General features: G+C 63.8%; 28 protein-coding genes. 20 read left to right on the plus strand and 8 right to left on the minus strand.

What is annotated here, in order from left to right:
* The 8 genes from BMW75_RS04845 to BMW75_RS29035 all read right to left on the minus strand — a co-directional run.
* Positions 1-888, minus strand: an 888-nt coding sequence (locus BMW75_RS04845; protein ID WP_092578049.1) for a PD-(D/E)XK nuclease-like domain-containing protein, incomplete at its 3' end; no start/stop codon positions are given.
* Positions 885-1247: a hypothetical protein gene (locus tag BMW75_RS04850; RefSeq protein ID WP_092577386.1), complete on the minus strand. Its 363-nt coding sequence runs from the start codon at positions 1245-1247 to the stop codon at positions 885-887. The genes BMW75_RS04850 and BMW75_RS04845, both read right to left, overlap by 4 nt.
* Position 1248: 1 nt before the next feature.
* Complete coding sequence (locus BMW75_RS29415; RefSeq protein WP_175493099.1) at positions 1249-1422, minus strand: hypothetical protein; 174 nt, start codon at positions 1420-1422, stop codon at positions 1249-1251.
* A complete protein-coding gene (locus BMW75_RS04855; protein ID WP_092577389.1) occupies positions 1419-1985 on the minus strand; it encodes a hypothetical protein in 567 nt (188 codons plus the stop codon). The genes BMW75_RS29415 and BMW75_RS04855 overlap by 4 nt, the downstream gene beginning before the upstream one ends.
* Before the next feature lie 106 nt (positions 1986-2091).
* Positions 2092-2457 (minus strand): hypothetical protein, encoded by a 366-nt coding sequence (locus BMW75_RS04860; RefSeq protein ID WP_092577392.1) that lies wholly within the window; start codon positions 2455-2457, stop codon positions 2092-2094.
* 2 nt (positions 2458-2459) lie between these two features.
* The gene (locus BMW75_RS04865; RefSeq protein WP_092577395.1) at positions 2460-2858 is read right to left on the minus strand and encodes a hypothetical protein; all 399 of its coding nucleotides are present in this window, start codon (positions 2856-2858) and stop codon (positions 2460-2462) included.
* Between the two features lie 343 nt (positions 2859-3201).
* Positions 3202-3558, minus strand: a complete 357-nt coding sequence (locus BMW75_RS29940; RefSeq protein WP_092577397.1) for a Rap1a/Tai family immunity protein — start codon at positions 3556-3558, stop codon at positions 3202-3204.
* 47 nt (positions 3559-3605) lie between these two features.
* Positions 3606-3953 carry a helix-turn-helix domain-containing protein gene (locus BMW75_RS29035; protein WP_217646929.1) on the minus strand — a complete coding sequence of 116 codons (348 nt, stop codon included), beginning with the start codon at positions 3951-3953 and terminating at the stop codon, positions 3606-3608.
* A gap of 55 nt (positions 3954-4008) precedes the next feature.
* Here BMW75_RS29035 and BMW75_RS04880 point away from each other — a divergent pair, with 55 nt between their 5' ends.
* The 20 genes from BMW75_RS04880 to BMW75_RS04965 all read left to right on the plus strand — a co-directional run bounded on the left by BMW75_RS04880 (position 4009) and on the right by BMW75_RS04965 (position 16252).
* Complete coding sequence (locus BMW75_RS04880) at positions 4009-4251, plus strand: hypothetical protein (protein WP_254791941.1); 243 nt, start codon at positions 4009-4011, stop codon at positions 4249-4251.
* Positions 4252-4488, plus strand: a complete 237-nt coding sequence (locus tag BMW75_RS04885; RefSeq protein ID WP_092577405.1) for a hypothetical protein — start codon at positions 4252-4254, stop codon at positions 4486-4488. It begins immediately after the preceding gene.
* Entirely contained in the window at positions 4475-4813 is a 339-nt protein-coding gene (locus BMW75_RS04890) for a CII family transcriptional regulator (protein WP_092577407.1), read from the plus strand. Before BMW75_RS04885 ends, BMW75_RS04890 begins: the two co-directional genes overlap by 14 nt.
* Entirely contained in the window at positions 4813-5043 is a 231-nt protein-coding gene (locus tag BMW75_RS04895; protein ID WP_139208495.1) for a hypothetical protein, read from the plus strand. Before BMW75_RS04890 ends, BMW75_RS04895 begins: the two co-directional genes overlap by 1 nt.
* 2 nt (positions 5044-5045) lie before the next feature.
* On the plus strand, positions 5046-5948 hold the full coding sequence (locus BMW75_RS29625) for a hypothetical protein (RefSeq protein ID WP_217646930.1): 903 nt from the start codon (positions 5046-5048) through the stop codon (positions 5946-5948).
* Positions 5945-6427, plus strand: coding sequence for a hypothetical protein (locus BMW75_RS04905; RefSeq protein WP_092577412.1), 483 nt, complete (start codon positions 5945-5947; stop codon positions 6425-6427). Before BMW75_RS29625 ends, BMW75_RS04905 begins: the two co-directional genes overlap by 4 nt.
* Positions 6424-7002, plus strand: a complete 579-nt coding sequence (locus BMW75_RS04910; protein WP_092577415.1) for a RusA family crossover junction endodeoxyribonuclease — start codon at positions 6424-6426, stop codon at positions 7000-7002. Before BMW75_RS04905 ends, BMW75_RS04910 begins: the two co-directional genes overlap by 4 nt.
* Positions 6999-7124, plus strand: a complete 126-nt coding sequence (locus BMW75_RS29845; RefSeq protein ID WP_256381713.1) for a hypothetical protein — start codon at positions 6999-7001, stop codon at positions 7122-7124. The genes BMW75_RS04910 and BMW75_RS29845 overlap by 4 nt, the downstream gene beginning before the upstream one ends.
* Entirely contained in the window at positions 7117-7482 is a 366-nt protein-coding gene (locus tag BMW75_RS04915) for a hypothetical protein (protein ID WP_092577418.1), read from the plus strand. The genes BMW75_RS29845 and BMW75_RS04915 overlap by 8 nt, the downstream gene beginning before the upstream one ends.
* The gene (locus tag BMW75_RS04920) at positions 7479-7748 is read left to right on the plus strand and encodes a hypothetical protein (protein ID WP_092577421.1); all 270 of its coding nucleotides are present in this window, start codon (positions 7479-7481) and stop codon (positions 7746-7748) included. The genes BMW75_RS04915 and BMW75_RS04920 overlap by 4 nt, the downstream gene beginning before the upstream one ends.
* A gap of 68 nt (positions 7749-7816) precedes the next feature.
* On the plus strand, positions 7817-8119 hold the full coding sequence (locus BMW75_RS04925; RefSeq protein WP_092577424.1) for a hypothetical protein: 303 nt from the start codon (positions 7817-7819) through the stop codon (positions 8117-8119).
* A 2-nt stretch (positions 8120-8121) separates the two neighbouring features.
* Positions 8122-8391, plus strand: coding sequence for a hypothetical protein (locus tag BMW75_RS04930; protein ID WP_092577427.1), 270 nt, complete (start codon positions 8122-8124; stop codon positions 8389-8391).
* 6 nt (positions 8392-8397) lie between these two features.
* On the plus strand, positions 8398-10026 hold the full coding sequence (locus tag BMW75_RS04935; protein ID WP_092577430.1) for a portal protein: 1629 nt from the start codon (positions 8398-8400) through the stop codon (positions 10024-10026).
* Positions 10023-10256 (plus strand): Bbp19 family protein, encoded by a 234-nt coding sequence (locus tag BMW75_RS04940; protein ID WP_092577433.1) that lies wholly within the window; start codon positions 10023-10025, stop codon positions 10254-10256. Before BMW75_RS04935 ends, BMW75_RS04940 begins: the two co-directional genes overlap by 4 nt.
* Positions 10257-10259: 3 nt before the next feature.
* Positions 10260-11141, plus strand: coding sequence for a hypothetical protein (locus BMW75_RS04945; protein WP_139208496.1), 882 nt, complete (start codon positions 10260-10262; stop codon positions 11139-11141).
* A gap of 199 nt (positions 11142-11340) precedes the next feature.
* Positions 11341-12210: a phage capsid protein gene (locus BMW75_RS04950; protein ID WP_217646931.1), complete on the plus strand. Its 870-nt coding sequence runs from the start codon at positions 11341-11343 to the stop codon at positions 12208-12210.
* A 36-nt stretch (positions 12211-12246) separates the two neighbouring features.
* Complete coding sequence (locus BMW75_RS04955; protein WP_092577441.1) at positions 12247-12705, plus strand: hypothetical protein; 459 nt, start codon at positions 12247-12249, stop codon at positions 12703-12705.
* An 83-nt stretch (positions 12706-12788) separates the two neighbouring features.
* Positions 12789-13358: a phage connector family protein gene (locus tag BMW75_RS04960; RefSeq protein ID WP_092577443.1), complete on the plus strand. Its 570-nt coding sequence runs from the start codon at positions 12789-12791 to the stop codon at positions 13356-13358.
* Positions 13359-13368: 10 nt separating this feature from the next.
* Entirely contained in the window at positions 13369-15813 is a 2445-nt protein-coding gene (locus tag BMW75_RS29420) for a phage tail protein (protein ID WP_175493101.1), read from the plus strand.
* Complete coding sequence (locus tag BMW75_RS04965) at positions 15806-16252, plus strand: GNAT family N-acetyltransferase (RefSeq protein WP_175493102.1); 447 nt, start codon at positions 15806-15808, stop codon at positions 16250-16252. The genes BMW75_RS29420 and BMW75_RS04965 overlap by 8 nt, the downstream gene beginning before the upstream one ends.
* The last annotated feature ends 1 nt before the right edge of the window (position 16253 follow it).

The following is a 16253-nucleotide window of genomic DNA, read 5'->3' on the forward strand; positions in this document are numbered from 1 at the left end:
AGCGGGCAGGGAGACTTGATGGATTCCGGTGCCGTGTCCCGGCCATTCGTTGGAGGCGAGGCAGGCGGCGTAGGTGGTGAGGTCGCGGCGGACCTGCTGCGCGCCCTGGTGCTTGCTGGCGGCGTCCAGCATCACGGCGCTGGCCGCATAGGGCCATTCCGTCTCGACCGCCACGAACACGAACGCCAGCACGTCCAAGCCGCTGGCGCGCGCGAAACCGTCGCTGTAAAAGGCGTCCTGCACGTGGTAGCGCTTGCGGGCGATCTGGCGGGCGAACTCGGCCGGGCTTGCGTCGCTGTAGGTCTTGACGTCCAGCAGGATCACGCCGTTGTCGCCGGCCGGATGTACCCAGTCAGGACGGCAGCGGCACAACACGCCGGTATCGGGGTCGATCCAGTAGGCGGACACCTCCGGGCGGCCGGCGGCCAGCGCCTCGGCCACGTCCGGCAGCCGGCGCACGCTTTCGGCCTGACGCAACGCCGTCTCGCGCTGCTCGTGCGTGATGATGATTCGGCCCTGGCTCTTCTGATTCCATTCGGCCCACCACTTCTGGCGCGCAAGGCTGCTCTCGCTGGGGTTCTTCGCGTTCAGCATGGCCTCGGTCGGCCGATCCGGCGCGTCAGCGGGCAGCACGGCATAGCGCTTGTCGAACTCGGCCGGCTCAAGAATGGCGCAGTGCGCAAGCTGGCCTTCCAACTGGCCGGCGCGTTCCTTCTCGGGCGGCCGGGCCGGATCCAGGTGCAGGGCGTAGAACGTGGCCGGCGAGCGCGCCACGTGATCCAGGCCTGTCTTGCTGATGCCCGGGCCACGGTGATAGGCCTCGATGTCCTGGCCGTCGATCGTGCGCGGCGCGTCGATCAGGCTCACGGCTTCGGTGATGGCGTTCATCCGTACACCCGCGTGCGCTCGTGCAACTCGTTGAGGGCTTGCAGACGCTGCTTGTCGCAGGCCGCCAGGGCTTGTTCCAGACGCTCGATTTCCTGGCGGGCGATGTCGCCGGAAGCCTTCGCCACGTCGCGGCGGGCCTTGTCCAGACCGCGCCAGGGCGTAGCGCTGGCCGTGCACAGAATGCCGCCGCAGGAGCCGTCCTCGGTCATGCCGTCGACCAGTTGCTGGCCGACCATCGTGATGACCTCGTCGTCACAGGCCAGGATGGTGATCGCGTCGCGCTTCTGCTCGCCGGTGAGCTGGCCGATGGCGTCGATCAGCGAGAAATGCAGGCGGCCGTCTTTCAGTTCGATGTTCATGTCAGTCCTTCGCGGCGACTGCGGTCTTGCCGCAGCCTTCGCAGGCGGTGAGGGTGGATTGGGCTTGCTCGTCGCGCTGCTGGCGGTCGCCGTAGCCGAAGAGCAGGGCGGTCAGCACGGCGGCGACGATGAATGCGGACAGGCGGGCGTCGCGGTCGCGCAGGAGGCGGATCATTGGGCACCTCGGGCGGCGAGCAGGCGCGATCGGATCTCGTCGGCGTCTTCCTTGGCGGTCAGCACCAATCCGCGTTTGGCGGCTTCAGCCGTCCAATGCTGGTTGACGACAATGCCCGGCTGCATGTAGCTGTCATACGAATACTTGCGCGGTATTTCGGCCACTTCGGGCTGCGATAGCATCGCGTCCCACTTGGCGATAAGGAACGATCCTTTCCCCGCCTCAATCGCAGCGGCCACCAGATCGGCGCGCGGCGCCAGTGCCCAATGTGTGCGCGGCGTCGGCTCCAAAACCTGGGCGCCAGACTCTTCCCAGCCTTCCAGCACCGTGCCGTCGTTGTTGCCATCGCGAACGATGAAGGCGAATTCGCGGCCGTCTATCGTCACCACGCCTTCTGCGCGCACGTTGATGGCGTCTTGGCGGTCGCGCTGGCTGATGGTGATGTGCTCGCGGTGGTACTTGTCGGACTGCGCGGCCTCGCTGATCATCTCCATCACGTCTTGGCGGCGCGCGACCGGGATGTCGCGGTCGAAGGCCTCTTCTACGGTCAGAATTTCGCTCATGCTTCGCTCCACGGATCGAGGCGGACGTGCAGGCGCGAAAAGAAGTCGCCCACACGGCCCAAGGGGTAAGCGGCGATCAGGCCGCACAGGATGAAGAGGGGGAGGGTCATTTGCGCGGCGCCAGTTCGAACGACACATCAAGCTGACGCTCGGGGTCTTCAATCGCGTCGGCCAGCGTCTCCACGTAGTGCGCGCTGGCGCCGTCCATGAACTTGCTGAACAGCTCGCCGATCCGGCCGAACGTGTCGCCGCGGGCGTAGGCCTTGGCGGTTTCCTCGAAGGCCGCGCACAGCGCTTCGTTGCCGATGCTGTCCTCGTAGACCGCGTGGGCGGCCGGCTGGCGGTTCTCAGATGCCACCGCGTAGCGCACGACCTCGTGCTGGCCATCGCGCAGGGCAATGCGGACATCCCAGGCCAGGTCCATGCGCAGCTCTTGCTCGGGCGTCAGCTTGATTTCGGGGCGGGCGTTCATGATCAGTTCCGCCCTTCAAGTTCGGCCTGGCGCGCCATTTCGCTGTAATGCACCAGCGTCGCGAACTTGCGGAACTCATCGGCCCAGGTCGTGCGGATGCGCTTGCGGTTGTTGGCATCGGCCAAGTCCCATGCGGTAGCCAGGGTCTTGATGAACATGTCACCGTTGACGAGCATCGCGCGCACGGTGCGCTCATCAGTCACAGGCGGGTAGGGCAGTTGAACGGGAGCCGGTGCCTTGGCGTTCTTCCAGCTTTCGCCCTTCGCGTAGGCATCCAGCGACTTGTCCGCAGACACCAGCGCGGCCATCGCGGAGCTGATCGCCCCTTCGATATCGCTGCCGTTTTGATGTACCACCGCAACCAGAACGGCGCGGATCGTGTCCTCGGTAAGGTGCTTCATCGTCTTCTCCCGTTTGCTCACCGGGTGGTGAGTGCATGGGAGAAATTAAAGCATTCTTTCTTTTAAAAAACAAGCATGCTTTATTTGGTGGCGAAAAAAAAGCACGCTGTGCGTGCCTCACCTGAGTCGATTTAGCGTCGTCGTCGCTGCGTCTGAGCGTCTTTCAGCCTGGTGTAGACAAACGCAACCGCTGCGAACCCTGGGATCCAAACGACTGACAGGAACATTCGCTGCCAGTCTACGGGCATCCCGACGCCAGCAAAGTAGACCGCGACCATGCACACAAGTCCGGTGACTGCAGCCGCAATTACGGGCAGTCGGCTTGCTCTATTGATTGGTGCCACTATTTTTTCCCCTTGCAAGGAAACGCCTTGATATACGCCACAGCGAGCAACGTAGAGCCAGGCATATGCCTATCGTTGGGATTGTCTACCAAGTATTTGACGAAGATATCCTTAGACTGACCCAGGGTCACCCCTTGAGGGACACAGTAAAACAACTGCGATTGAGTCATCAACTGCTGAAGGTCCATCCCGTCTCGCACGCCCCTGATGTAACTCATGCACGTTACGTTTTCAGTTGGGACCTTTGATTGGCAAAGAGGCAGGAGGTAATTGCCCGAGAACATGTCAACCGCGTGGGCAGGGAAAGTAGCAAGAGCGCCCGCGATGGATGCTGCCAAGAAAAACCGCTTAACCATCGGTACAAACCTCCTCACGGGACCAAACAAGTTTTATCCAATCCGGCCTAAGCGGCGCGAGGGGCGCCAGGGCTTTTTAGGCCGACAGTTTCCTTCAAGACGCCTTCCGCGAAGCCTTCCACGCGGCCCTTCTGGGCGTCGCTCAATGCGTTCCATTGCTCAACCGTGACGGCCGTGAATGGCCACGGGGCAGAGGATGCCTGAAGCGGTTGCTCATCGCCAGTGGCCAGCCAGTACGGATTCACCCCGAGGTACCGCGCCGCGCGTTCCGAATTTTCGGCGGTAAGGGCCTTCGTCTTGCCCATGATCACCTGGCCGATGGCCTGAACGCTCACAGAAATTGCGGCTGCTAGTTCCTGACGCTCACGCCCGGCAAGGCGTAGCGCTTCGGACAATCGGGATCCGTACGTGCTTTTCATGGGCGCAAGCGTACTTTCATTCGGACAAAGCATGGTTGCTCCGGAAATTAAAGAATGCTTTAATGCACGCATGAAGAAAACCGAAGCTACCCGACTGCTTGGCGGCACTACCGCGGCCGCCGCCCAAGCAATGGGCATTACGCCGCAAGCCTATTACCAGTGGCCCGACGAGCTGCCCCCGCGGCTCCAGGACCGCGTGGTCGCCGCCATCGCGCGAAAACATCTCCCGGCCGAGCTGCTGGGCGATGCCACGCCGGCGCAGGAGGCTGCATAGATGGACGCCGCCGAAAAGACCACGGAAGAACGCGTGGCCGACCTTGAAACCCTTGTGAAAGCCATCCTTAGCCTGGCGGTGTTTGGCGCTGCTGCTGCTGTAGGTGATGACCTGCCGCAGGCGCTGCACAAAATGGCTGATGCAACCCCAGGAATGCCGGAGTCGGTTCGATCGGCGTTGCACGCCATTGCAGCCGCTATGAAAGGCGGGGGGAGTAGCGGTGATGTCCATTCCTGAATCTTCCGCCGTCGTATCCGCACGCGCACGCAGGATCGAACAGATCATCCTGCAACGCCTTGCGAGCGTGGGACACGCGCATGCAGCCGCATGCGTAGGGCTCGATGAGTCTGCGATCAGCCGGTGGAAGGACAAGAAGACAGACGGCCGGCCGGGTGAGATTGAGCGCATGGCGCTGTTCCTCGCGTCGCTGAGCCTGAAGGCGACCCCACAGGAATACAAGTGCTACGACGAGGCTACCTTGGCCGCGATGCTGACCTTTGCAAAGCAGCGCATGGACCAGATCCAGGGCGTCGGGCACCTCGCTTTCGAGGACGACGAGTAATGGCAAGCGCAACCCGACGCAGGACCGGCCCTGTCTGCTTGCTGGCGGTGCAGCTCTGCAAGAACCCCGATTTCCTGGCCTTCTGTAGCGCCCGCAGCGCTGACGAAGCCGCCGACTACATCCGCCGCGTGTGCCATGTTGGGTCGCGTGCCGAGCTTGATCACAACCCCGATGCGGCCCATGCGTTCCATGAACTGGTGCGCAAGCCTTTCGCTTACAGGAGGGCGTGATCGTGGCCCGAATCCGTACCGTAAAACCTGAGTTCTGGACCAGCGAACAGGTCATGAACTGCTCGCCGACTGCTCGCCTCCTGTTCATCGGGCTGTGGAACTTCTGCGACGACGCCGGCAATCACGTTGCCAGCCCGAAGACCATCAAGGCCAATGTCTTCCCCGGTGACGATATTTCGTCGGCAGATGTTCAGCGACTACTCGACGAGCTGTCGTCGAATGAACTAATCGCCTATTACTCCCATGAAAACAAGGACTTCTTGCACGTAACCGGCTGGCATCACCAGAAAATAGACAAGCCAACGTACAAGCATCCAGCCTTTTCCGCAGAGAAATTGCCCCCCCCTCGTCGAACGCTCGCCGACTCCTCACCCCCGGAATGGAATGGAATGGAAGGGAATGGAATAGGAAGGGAAGATATCTCTCCAACACCGTCTCAAGAGCAAACAGCGCACGAGAGCGATTTTCCGGCTGAAGCTGGATACCTGCCCAACCCCACGCCCTACGGTGCCATGGCAAAGCTGCTGCGCGCCAAGGGCATCGATGTCGCACCAGGCCGTCCCGACTTCCGCGAATGGGTCGAAAAAGGCCTGACCGAGGACGAAGCCCTGGCCGCCGTCGATGCTGCGCGCCAAGCCAAGCCCGCCCCGGAGCCGATCCCCTGGCCGTACCTGGCCAAGGTGCTGACGACCATGCGCACTGCCGCCGACAGCGTGCCGGACAAGCCGAAGCAGGGCGCCGCACCGAAGCAGGATCAAGACCGCTGGTGGATGTCGAACGGCGGTATCGATCGCAAGGGACGTGAAATCGGACTCTTTGCCCGTGGTGGCGAGGACTATCCGGCGTTCAAAGACCGCATCTTCGAAGCCCTGCGCCAGCGTGGCGCACAGGAGCAAGCCGCATGAGCTACGCCAACGATGCCGCCCTAGTCTCGGGTCAAGCCCCCGCCCACAATCCGCGCATGTGCTGCGTCCGTGGCTGCATGCTGCCCGGCTCGCTGTCCGACAGCACCACCGGGTCAAGCGACTGGTTTTGCCATCTGCACCACGGCGTGCCCTACGCAGAGCAGGCCGGCATCACCACCCGCATGCACAACCGGCGCAGCCTGTTCATCCTGGCCGGTCGCCTGAAAAACGCCTATCCCGGCCAGCCCGTGCCGAAGGACGTTCTGGCATGGCTGCGCAGTCACAACCGCGACGACTTCGCCGACGCCTACGTCAAATCCAACCGCAAGACCGCCCAATCCCTGGGCGACGCCATGCTGCGTACGCTGGTCGCCGAATGCGCCACGCCGCAAGCTCGACTTACCGACCCTGACCAAAAATCCAAGGCCGCCCGCGAAAGCTGGCACAAGGCCGTTGACCTCGTGGGTGACCTCGCATGAACGATCTTTCTTTGCCCGACCTGGAAGCGTATGAACCCTTTGCGGGCACTGCGCACTCGCCGTCTGTCGCGCGCGCGCACGTTTCGGCGAGCTACACGCTGACCCTGCCGTACCCGATCAGCGCGAACCGCTACTGGGCCAGCCGGACGGTCACGCCCCGCGGCGGCAAGTCGTTCACGACCACCTACGTGACGCCCGAGGCGAAGGCCTACAAGGCGCAGGTGCAAAAGCTGGCCCTGGTCGCTGGCGTGCGCAAGCCCATCGCGGGTCGAGTGCGTGTCGAGCTGACGCTTTACCCCAACCGGCCCCAGGACTGGAAGACGCGCATGCGCAAAGCCGGCGCGGCATGGGACGACACGGTGCAATGCCTGGACCTGGACAACGCGCAAAAGGTCGTGCTGGACAGCCTGAAGGACGTGGTTTTCCAGGACGACGCATGGGTCTGGGAGATCCAGGCCCGCCGCGCTGAGCCCGACGAATTCGGCGCGCGGCTGATGGCGGTGGTCACGCCGCTGGTCGTAGCCCAGCCGCAAACCGACCTGTTCGGAGCCGTCGCACAGGAGCGCGCAGCATGACCTGGTGGCAGATCATCCTGGCCGCGCTGGCCTTCATCGCCCTGTGCCTGTTTCTGGCGATCTGGGCGAAAGCATCGGCATACCGGCGCGACGCCGAAGAACACGGGGACCACGATGCCTAGAAGCCCTGACGAAATCATCGCCGCCAGCAAGGCGCGCACCCAGGCATCCACGAAGCTGCGCCGCATGGGCTACCGCTTCGCCAAGAAGGCCGCGACCGAGGCCGAAGCCGTGGCCGCCATCCACCGCATCACCGGCTGGCCGCTGCCGGAGCGTGGGGCGACCATCGAATACCTGCAGCGCTTCGCCAGCATGCCCGAGGGCGTGCCCGCGCCCAGCCGCCAGCATGACGCCCTGCACGCGCCGGAATACCAGCCCGACCGCTGGATCCGCGCTGCTGCCGCCCGCGCCGCGCAAGCCCAGCGGCCACTGGTTCACGCCGTCAGCCGCATCGAGAACCGGGGAGGGACCGAAGCATGACGCCCATCACGCCCGCGCCGCCCGTCGACTGGAACAGGGTGTTCCTGGTGCTTCGCGGGGAGGGGTACACGCTGTACGACGTGTCGAACTTCGTCAGCATCCCGCGCGCCACTTTGCAGGGCTGGATGAACGGCGCCGAGCCCCGGCACCAGGACGGAGAGACGGTCATCCGCTTCTGGTCTGAGGCCACGCAGTTACCCCGTGAGTCCTTGCCCGTGCGGCATCCGGCCGATTTCGTCAGCCGTCTGGCCGAGTCCAGGCAATAAAAGACGGGATTCCGTCCACACCCCAGCAACACAATCGGCTCCGATCTTCCCCCAAGACGGAGCCGAGCATGTCCAAGCGCAATCACCAGGTCCAGACCCCGGGCGAGACGCCCACCACGGTGCCCGACGGCGACCAGGTCGAAACCCAAGCCACCGACACGACCACCCCCGCCGAGCCTGCTGCTGACCAAGCGCCCGCGCCTGCCGAGAAGCCGGCCGAGCCGCCCAAGGCCACCGCGAAGAAGCCGGCCGAGCGCCCGGACTACGCCAAGATGCGCGCCGCCGACATCGACCCCGACGCGATCACCGCACCAGTGCTGTCTCTGGACGGCTGGGTCATCCCCACGCCCAAGCCGGCGACGAAGGTCTGACCATGTGCGGCAGCTTCGTCAAAAAAGTCCTGGACCCGGCAGGGCTAAACAAGCGCTGGGATGACCCTGTCGACACGCCCAGTACCACGGCGGTCGATCCGGAAGCCGAGCGCAAGAAGGCCGAGAACGAAGCGGCCGCCGCAGCCAACGCCAAGGCCGCCGAACAATCCCGCCAACGCCGCGCCGGCAGTCTTTTGGCTTCCGGAGGCACCGGTGGACAAGCTCAAACCTCGTCCGTCCTGGCCTACGGCAAGAACCGTCTCGGGGAGTAGCACACCGTGCCGCACGACGATCTGGCAGTCTCGATCATTCGACGCCAAGGCGAGCTACGGGGCCTGCGCTCCGACAAGGAAGACGTGTGGCGCCAGTGCGGCGACTTCAGCTTCCCCATCCGGTCGCAGGGCTTCTACGGCGAGCGCGAGGAACTGAGCGGCACGCAGACCAAGCAGGCCGAGTTGTACGACTCCACCGCCACGGACGCCGCGCGCATCCTGGCGTCTAGCACCCAGACTGGCAGTACGCCGGCGAACACGCGCTGGTTTGGCCTGGTGGTGCAGGACCAGGAAGACAACGAGCGCCAGTGGCTGGACGAGTCCGCCGAGCGTCTGTGGACGCAGATCCACGCCAGCAACTTCGATGCCGAGTCCATGGATGGCCTGCTGGACATGGTCGCCTTCGGCTGGTTCGTCATGTTCGTGACCGACGACCGCGACGAGAGCGGCGGCATCGATGGATTCAAGTTCGAACTGTGGCCCATCGGCAATTGCTACTGCGCGGCGTCCAAGCATGGCGGCCCCATTGACACGGTCTTCCGCCCCTACTGCCTGACCGTCGAGCAGTGCGTGGGCGAATTCGGCCTGGACAAGGTCAGCGACAAGGTGCGCGAGCTGTACATGTCGGAAAAGTACGACGAGAAGGTCAGCTTGATCCACGCGATCTACCCGCGCCGCGAAGGCAAGGAAGGCGCCAAGCGCGCCAAGAACATGCCGTTTGCGTCGGTTTATGTCGACTGCGACGCCAAGACCACGCTGCGCGAATCAGGGTTCCACGAGCAGCCGTTTTTCGCACCGCGCTGGACCCGCGTACCGAATTCCGTCTATGCCGTCGGCCCGATGTTCGATGCGCTGCCGGACGTAAAGACCTTGAACAAGCTGGCCCAGATGGAACTGGCCAACGTGGATATCGCGGTCGCCGGCATGTGGATTGCCGAGGACGACGGCGTCCTGAACCCGCGCACGGTCAAGGTCGGCCCGCGCAAGATCATCGTGGCCAACAGCGTTGACAGCATGAAGCCGCTGACGACCGGTGCTGACTTCAACGTGTCCTTCACCAAGCGCGAACAGCTTGCCGCCCAGATTCGCAAGATCATGATGGCGGACCAACTTCCCCCGATGGAAGGCCAGCCGCGCACGGCTACCGAGTTCTACGCCCGCATCAATCTGATTCGCCAACTGCTGGGCCCGGTGTACGGGCGCATGCAGTCCGAATACCTGAAGCCGCTGATCCAGCGCTGTTTCGGACTGGCCTTCCGTGGCGGCCTGTTCGATCCCCCGCCGCAGTCTCTGGCCGGCCGCCAGTACAGCATCGTGTATCTGTCGCCCATGGCCAAAAGCCAGAAGCTGGAAGAGGTCAGCGCCATCGAAGGCACCTTCGCCGCCGTGGCGCAGCTTGCCGCCGCGAAGCAAGACCCCACCGTCTGGGACAACTACGACGTGGACGAAGGCATGCGCATGGCCGCTGATGGTCGCGGCGTGCCGGCCAAGATCGTGCGCAACGCCGATGACGTCGCCGAGATCCGCAAGGTGCGCGCCGAACAGCAAGAAGCCCAGCAGCAACAGGCCATGCAGCAACAGATCGGCATGGAAGCTGCCAGTGCCGGCATCCAACAAATGGCTCAAGCGCAATGAGCGTCGACCCGAGTGTCTACAAGGAAATCTTCGAGGATGACCGCCGCGGTGCCGCCGTCCTGGAAGACCTGATTCAACGTTTCGCACGGCCGCAGGTGAACAGCGGTGGCATCGATGCCGTTCTCAAGACCTACGAGCGGGGCGGTATGCGCCTGGTGCTGGACTTCATCACGGCCCAGATCAATCGGGCCAACGGCGTGCCCGACGAGAACGCCGAAACTGGAGAGTAAGCAATGTGGAAACGTTCGTACCGAGTGATGCAAGAAGCGGGCGCAGATGGTGGCGGCACCGGGGCCGATGGCTCCGCAGGCAATGACGGCGCCGCAACGCCGCCCGCCGCACCAGCGGCAGCGGCAGCACCTGCAGCGCCGGCAGGCTCGCTGCTGAAGCAAGGCGAAGGCGCCACGGAGGCGCTACCGCAAGAGTTCATACCCGAGAAATTCCGCGTCACCAAGGAAGACGGCGCATTCGACCTGGATGCGTCCGCGCGCAAGTTGGCCGACAACTATGCCAACTTGGAAAAGCGCGTCGGAACCGGTGATCTGCCGCCCAAGGAAGTGGGCGAATACAAGATTGAACCGCCCGAATTTCTGGCCGAGTACAAGGCCGGCGAAGACCCCAGCATGCAGGCGTTCTTGGCTGATGCGCACAAGGCCGGGCTCACGCAGGGCCAGCTTGACGTGGTGATGAAACACCACTTCGAAGGCGCGCAGAAGATGGCCCAGGGCTTCCAGACGCTGGACCAGCAGCAGGCCACCGAGCAGCTGCAGCAGGTCTGGGGCAAGGACGAGAAGGAATTCCGGCGTAACGCTGGCCTCGCGCACGCGGCCACCAGCGCCGCTATCGAACGTGCCGGCCTGACGATGGAGCAGGTGGAACAGGCGGGGCTGGGCAACAACCCGGTGTTCCTGCGAATGATGTCCGCGCTGGGCGCCGAGTTCCAGGAAGACGCTGGCCCCGGCAAGACGTCGTTCCGCTCGTTCGGCGAAGACGACGTGCAGCAGCTCATGCTGTCCGACGCTTACAAGAACCCGCGCCACCCCGAACACGAGAAAGTCAGCGCGCAGGTTCGCGGCTACTACGAACGCAAGCACGGCACTCGGGCAGTCGCCTGACACCCCTCAAAAAGACGGGATTCCGTCTACCTCTCAGCGTGACCATTGCGGGCATTCACCGGCCCGCATGGCGCGCGGACAACCGGTTCTAGCCCTCCCAGTGGTGCGGTAGCCGGCAGCAATGGGCGAACTCAATGGGTCCGGTTTCCGGGCAACCCACAAGGCGAATTGATCAGACCAATCCGTTTTGGAGTTTTCCATGTCGAACACCATCACTGAAGCATTTGTTATCCAGTGGGATACCACGATCCGCCTTCAGGCCCAACAGCTTGATTCCCGCTTTGCTGGCTGCGTGACCGATCGCGGCACGATCACCGGCGAGTCGTTCACCGCCAACCGTCTGGCACCGCTGGACGATATGCCCGCGAACACGGTCCGCCACGGCGACACGGTCTTCTCGGAAGCCACGCATAGCACGCGCGTGGGTCTGATGCAGGACTACTTCCAGGCTCTGCCGGTCGACCGCAACGACGAACCGAAGCTGCTGGCCAACCCGCTGAGCGGCAGCTACATGTCGTCGCTGGTCTCGTCGCACAACCGCAAGAAAGACCAGATCATCTACAACGCGCTGATCGGCAATGCGCAGACCAAGGACGGTTCCCAGATCGCGCTGCCGTCCAGCCAGATCATCACGGCAAGCGCCACGGGTTTCACCAAGGGCAAGCTGCTGACGGCGCGCAAGATGTTCCGCAAGAACGAGGCGGACGCGCACAACGGCGAAGAGCTTTACATCGTCTACACCGCCGAAATGCTGGAAGACATCCTGGCCGACACCACGTTGACCAGCGCCGACTTCCTGGCCGTCAAGATGCTGCAAGACGGCGACGTCTCCGGCAACTGGATGGGCTTCAAGTGGAAGCCGTACGAGGCCGTGCAGATCACGGGCGGCAACACCGCACGCACCGTGGCCTGGGCCAAGAGTGCCATTCACTTCGGCTCCGGCTACGTGGAAGGCACGGCGGGCCGCCGCAAGGACAAGAAGAACCTCATGCAGGTGGACATGGGCGCGTCCCATGGCGCCGTCCGCGTCGAGGAAGAGAAGGTCGTCGCCATCGACTTCACCTTCTAACCCTCGATCCCCTGATCGAAATACCTGGAGAACACCATGGCTGAAGTCAACAGCGTGCAAGCGCAGAAAGTGGCGGACCGCAAGAAGTTGCTGCCCGCCGAATCCCATGGCCGCCAGCGTGTGCTGGTTGCCACCCTTCCGGCTACCCACGCCGCCTACGCCATCAACGACACCATCCTGCTGGGCACGGTCCCGGTCAACTCGCGCTTCCTGACCGGTGCAGTGCTGTCGGTGGGCGGCGCTGGTACCGCCAGTTCGGTGGTGGACATCGGCATCCGCAACGCCAAGACGCAAGTGGTGATCGATGCCGACGGCGTGGCCGATGGCGTGGACATTTCGGCGGCTGGCAAGATCGCGGCCGACACCGGCTTGCTGGTGGCTGCTGCGGCGGACTACATCACGCCGGCCGACGTCGAGGTATACGCGACGGTCCTGGGCGCTGTGCTGGCCGCCAACCAGCAGATCCGCTTTGAAATCCCGTACGTAACCGACTGACCCTTTCCGTGGTCACCCCCTGGGTTCCAGAGGGACATTGCCGGGGGCTCGTCCCCCGGCTTTTTTCTTTTCAGGTGCCGTGAATGTCTACCGCCAGCGAAATTTCCATCTGTTCCAATGCGCTCCAGCGGCTGGGGGCTGACCCTATCGCCAGCTTTCAGGAGAACACCCGGTTCGCGGGGCCAAGCTCCAACATCTGGCCGACCGTGCGAAACATGGTGCTGCGCGCCCACCCCTGGAACTGCGCGACCAAGCGCGTGATTCTGGCGCCGCTCGCCGAAACACCGGCCTTCGACTACAGCTACCAGTTCAACCTGCCCACGGACTGGCTCAAGACGGTGCAGGTGGGGCGGCGCAATTGCCCGTTGATCTACCAGCAGGAGGGCCGCCGCATTCTGGCATGCACCAACACGCTGCCACTGGTCTACATCTGGGAGAACACCAACCCGGGCACCTGGGACGATTCCATGGTGGAAGCCGCTGAACTCCTTCAGGCCGCGGCGATGGCCTACCTGGTCACTGCGTCCACCAGCCTGCGCGACAGTCTGAACCAGGAAGGGCAATTCAAGCTGAAGGTGGCCAAGGCCATTGATGGGCAGGACCAGCCGCCGGAAGAGTTCGGCGACTCGGCCCTGACCATGGCCCGGTTCTGAGGGGGACGGCATGCCGCGCATCAGCACCATCCAGACCAATTTCACGGCCGGCGAGATTTCCCCGAAGGTTCGCGGGCGCGTGGACGTGGCGCGCTACCAGAACGGCGCCGAGGCCCTGCGCAACGTCATCGTCAACGTGTACGGCGGCGCCGAGCGCGCGCCCGGCACGCGCATGATTGAGCCGGTAAAGAACGAATCGCAGCGGACGCGGCTTATCCCGTTCGTATTCAACCGGGACATCGCCTATGTGCTGGAGTTCGGCGACGCCTACATGCGCGTGTACCGCGCCAAGGCTGGGCGCATTGTGGTGGGCAGCACCCCCTACGAGATTGCCACGCCGTGGGGCATCGCCGCAGTGCCTGTGCTGCGTTTCGCCCAGAAAGACAACACCATGTTCATCACGCATCCGCAGATTGCCCCGCAGATGCTGCAACGCCTGGATGAAACGAACTGGCGCTTGCGCGCGGTGCCGTTCTCGGTAGTGCCCTTCGCGGAAATCGGGATTACGCCGAACTTCGGATTGACCCTGAGCGCTGCCACGGTGGGCGGTGGGCGCACCTTCACATCGGCAGGCGGCATCTTCCTGAATAGCGACGTTGGCCGGCAAATCATCGCTGGGCCTGGCATCGCGAACATCACGGCCTTTGTGAGTTCCACCGTGGTGACCGCTGACATTGCATCCGATTTCCTTTCCACCTCAATCGGCGCCAATGGTTGGACCCTGGCCGGCTCGCCGCAGGCTGGCCTGAAGCCATCGGAAAAGGGCACCGTCGGCAAGACGATCACCCTGACCATGCAGTCAAGCACGACGCCGGGCACGCCGCAGCCCGCAAAGGCGATCACGAACCTGGTGCACAACACCACCACCACGGCGCTTGCGACGGTGGTGGGACACGGATACTCCACCGGCGACACGGTCCGCATCGAGAACTGCGACCCGGACGACTACAACAAGCAAACCACGATCACGGTTATCGACGCGGATTCCTTCGAATATGACGGGTTCACCGCCTTGACGCCTGATCCGACCGTCTTTGGAACCGCGCAGAAGATCCCCGGCGCGGTGACGACCGGCTATGACGGATTCCGCCCCGGCGATGTCGGCCAGTATCTGCGGATCAATCGCGGCCTGGTGCTGATCACGGAATACGTCGATGCCCAGAATGTGCGCGGCGTGGTGCGCACCGACCTGGATTCGGACGTGGAAGCACCGGCCGGGGCCTGGAGCCTGGAGCAGAGCGTTTGGGGTGATGCCTACGGGTACCCCAAGGCTGTGACCATCAACCAGCAGCGTCTGGTGTTTGGCGGCACTGAGCGCGATCCGAACGGATGCTGGGGTAGCCGAACCGGGCTGTACTTCGATTTCACGCTGGGCGACCTGGATACCGATTCCTTCTTTTATGCGCTGGACGGCGAGAGCAACGGCATCCAGCACCTGGCGAGCGTGCGCGCGCTGCTAGCGTTGACCCTGGGCACCGAGTGGACGCTCGCGGGTGGCGTTGAGAAGCCGCTGACCCCGACCAACGTGCAGGCCAAGGACCAGAGCGTCTACGGCACCACGGACGTGCGGCCCGCCCGCATCGGCGATGAGCTGGTCTATGTGCAGCGCGCCGGCACCAGCGTTCTGGCTATGTCCTACAGCGTGTCCACGGACTCGTATCGGTCACCCGACCTGACCACCCTGTCTGAACACCTGTTGCGCTCCGGCGTGGTGGAAATGGCCTACCAGCAAAAGCCGGTGTCCGTCCTGTGGTGCGTGTGTAACGACGGCACGCTGGCCACCATGACCATTGACCGCGACGAGGGTGTCATCGCCTGGACGCTACAGGAAACCGATGGCGCCTTCGAAAGCGTCTGCGCCGTGCCCGCTGGCGACGTGGATGAGGTGTGGGTGACGGTGCGCCGCACGATCAACGGGGCGACGCGGCGGTACGTGGAGCGATTCGATCCTGCTGCCTACTGCCATTCCACGGCCTTCGGGACTGATCCTGCTGGGAAAGCGCTGTGGACCGGCCTTGATCATCTGGAAGGCAAGACCGTGATGTGCAACGCCGACGGCGCAAAGCTGCCCGCCATGGTCGTCTCGGGAGGCCAGGTCACGCTGCCGCGACTGGCCAAGCAGGTGCAATTCGGCCTGCAAGTCATCCCGCGCGTGAAGATGCTGCGCCCGGAAATCGGCACGCCCACCGGCACGGCCCAGGCCAGCAACATGCGCCCGCACGAGTTCTACGCGCTGTTCCTGGACACGGTCGGCGCCCAGATCAATGGCCAGCCGGTCAACCTGCGAAAGTTCGGCCCGGACATCCTGGACGAACCGCCAGCCCCGTTCAGCGGCTGGGAGGGGGTCGGCGCCATGGGTTGGCGGAAAGGGGAAATGTTCTGCGAGTTCACCCAGCCCGATCCAATGCCCTTTCACCTACTCGCCGTCGTGCGGAAATGGACGACCAATGATTAGGCCAGCGCAGCTTTCTGATATCGACGGCCTGTTGCCCATCGCGGCCGCCATGCACGCTGAATCGCGCTTTCGCGTCCTTGACTTCAGCCCCGACAAGATGCGGTCCCTGTTCGAGCATCTGGCGCAGAACGAGAACGGGTGCCTGCTGGTGGTAGAACACGAAGGCAGTCTGCATGGCGTCCTGGCGGGCGGTCTGGCGCAGGACTTCTTCGGGCAGACCGTGGCCGCCTTCGAATACGGGGTCTACGTGTCGCCGGCCCGGCGCGGGTCTATGGATGGCGTCCGGCTGGTCAAGGCGTATCTGGCCTGGGCCCGTGAACGTGGCGCCGTCTACATCAACATGGGGGTCACGACCGGCGTGACGACTGACCGGACAGGCGCGCTTTACGAGCGGCTGGGCGCGCGCAAGGTCGGTGATCTCTATTCCTGGGGGTTGTGAC

Source organism: Achromobacter sp. NFACC18-2 (assembly GCF_900108985.1).
Taxonomy (GTDB): domain Bacteria; phylum Pseudomonadota; class Gammaproteobacteria; order Burkholderiales; family Burkholderiaceae_B; genus Achromobacter.

Bases quoted from the DNA above. Each gene is read 5' to 3' on its own strand.
- BMW75_RS04885 (WP_092577405.1), top strand. From the start codon at position 4,252: ATGGACGCCGCCGAAAAGACCACGGAAGAACGCGTGGCCGACCTTGAA.
- BMW75_RS04855 (WP_092577389.1), bottom strand. From the start codon at position 1,985: ATGAGCGAAATTCTGACCGTAGAAGAGGCCTTCGACCGCGACATCCCG.
- BMW75_RS04955 (WP_092577441.1), top strand. From the start codon at position 12,247: ATGGCTGAAGTCAACAGCGTGCAAGCGCAGAAAGTGGCGGACCGCAAG.
- BMW75_RS04910 (WP_092577415.1), top strand. From the start codon at position 6,424: ATGAACGATCTTTCTTTGCCCGACCTGGAAGCGTATGAACCCTTTGCG.
- BMW75_RS04965 (WP_175493102.1), top strand. From the start codon at position 15,806: ATGATTAGGCCAGCGCAGCTTTCTGATATCGACGGCCTGTTGCCCATC.
- BMW75_RS04920 (WP_092577421.1), top strand. From the start codon at position 7,479: ATGACGCCCATCACGCCCGCGCCGCCCGTCGACTGGAACAGGGTGTTC.
- BMW75_RS04930 (WP_092577427.1), top strand. From the start codon at position 8,122: ATGTGCGGCAGCTTCGTCAAAAAAGTCCTGGACCCGGCAGGGCTAAAC.
- BMW75_RS04960 (WP_092577443.1), top strand. From the start codon at position 12,789: ATGTCTACCGCCAGCGAAATTTCCATCTGTTCCAATGCGCTCCAGCGG.
- BMW75_RS29415 (WP_175493099.1), bottom strand. From the start codon at position 1,422: ATGATCCGCCTCCTGCGCGACCGCGACGCCCGCCTGTCCGCATTCATC.
- BMW75_RS04865 (WP_092577395.1), bottom strand. From the start codon at position 2,858: ATGAAGCACCTTACCGAGGACACGATCCGCGCCGTTCTGGTTGCGGTG.
- BMW75_RS29845 (WP_256381713.1), top strand. From the start codon at position 6,999: ATGACCTGGTGGCAGATCATCCTGGCCGCGCTGGCCTTCATCGCCCTG.
- BMW75_RS04890 (WP_092577407.1), top strand. From the start codon at position 4,475: ATGTCCATTCCTGAATCTTCCGCCGTCGTATCCGCACGCGCACGCAGG.
- BMW75_RS04895 (WP_139208495.1), top strand. From the start codon at position 4,813: ATGGCAAGCGCAACCCGACGCAGGACCGGCCCTGTCTGCTTGCTGGCG.
- BMW75_RS04940 (WP_092577433.1), top strand. From the start codon at position 10,023: ATGAGCGTCGACCCGAGTGTCTACAAGGAAATCTTCGAGGATGACCGC.
- BMW75_RS04950 (WP_217646931.1), top strand. From the start codon at position 11,341: ATGTCGAACACCATCACTGAAGCATTTGTTATCCAGTGGGATACCACG.
- BMW75_RS04880 (WP_254791941.1), top strand. From the start codon at position 4,009: ATGGTTGCTCCGGAAATTAAAGAATGCTTTAATGCACGCATGAAGAAA.
- BMW75_RS04925 (WP_092577424.1), top strand. From the start codon at position 7,817: ATGTCCAAGCGCAATCACCAGGTCCAGACCCCGGGCGAGACGCCCACC.
- BMW75_RS29940 (WP_092577397.1), bottom strand. From the start codon at position 3,558: ATGGTTAAGCGGTTTTTCTTGGCAGCATCCATCGCGGGCGCTCTTGCT.
- BMW75_RS04850 (WP_092577386.1), bottom strand. From the start codon at position 1,247: ATGAACATCGAACTGAAAGACGGCCGCCTGCATTTCTCGCTGATCGAC.
- BMW75_RS04915 (WP_092577418.1), top strand. From the start codon at position 7,117: ATGCCTAGAAGCCCTGACGAAATCATCGCCGCCAGCAAGGCGCGCACC.
- BMW75_RS04905 (WP_092577412.1), top strand. From the start codon at position 5,945: ATGAGCTACGCCAACGATGCCGCCCTAGTCTCGGGTCAAGCCCCCGCC.
- BMW75_RS04945 (WP_139208496.1), top strand. From the start codon at position 10,260: ATGTGGAAACGTTCGTACCGAGTGATGCAAGAAGCGGGCGCAGATGGT.
- BMW75_RS04860 (WP_092577392.1), bottom strand. From the start codon at position 2,457: ATGAACGCCCGCCCCGAAATCAAGCTGACGCCCGAGCAAGAGCTGCGC.
- BMW75_RS29420 (WP_175493101.1), top strand. From the start codon at position 13,369: ATGCCGCGCATCAGCACCATCCAGACCAATTTCACGGCCGGCGAGATT.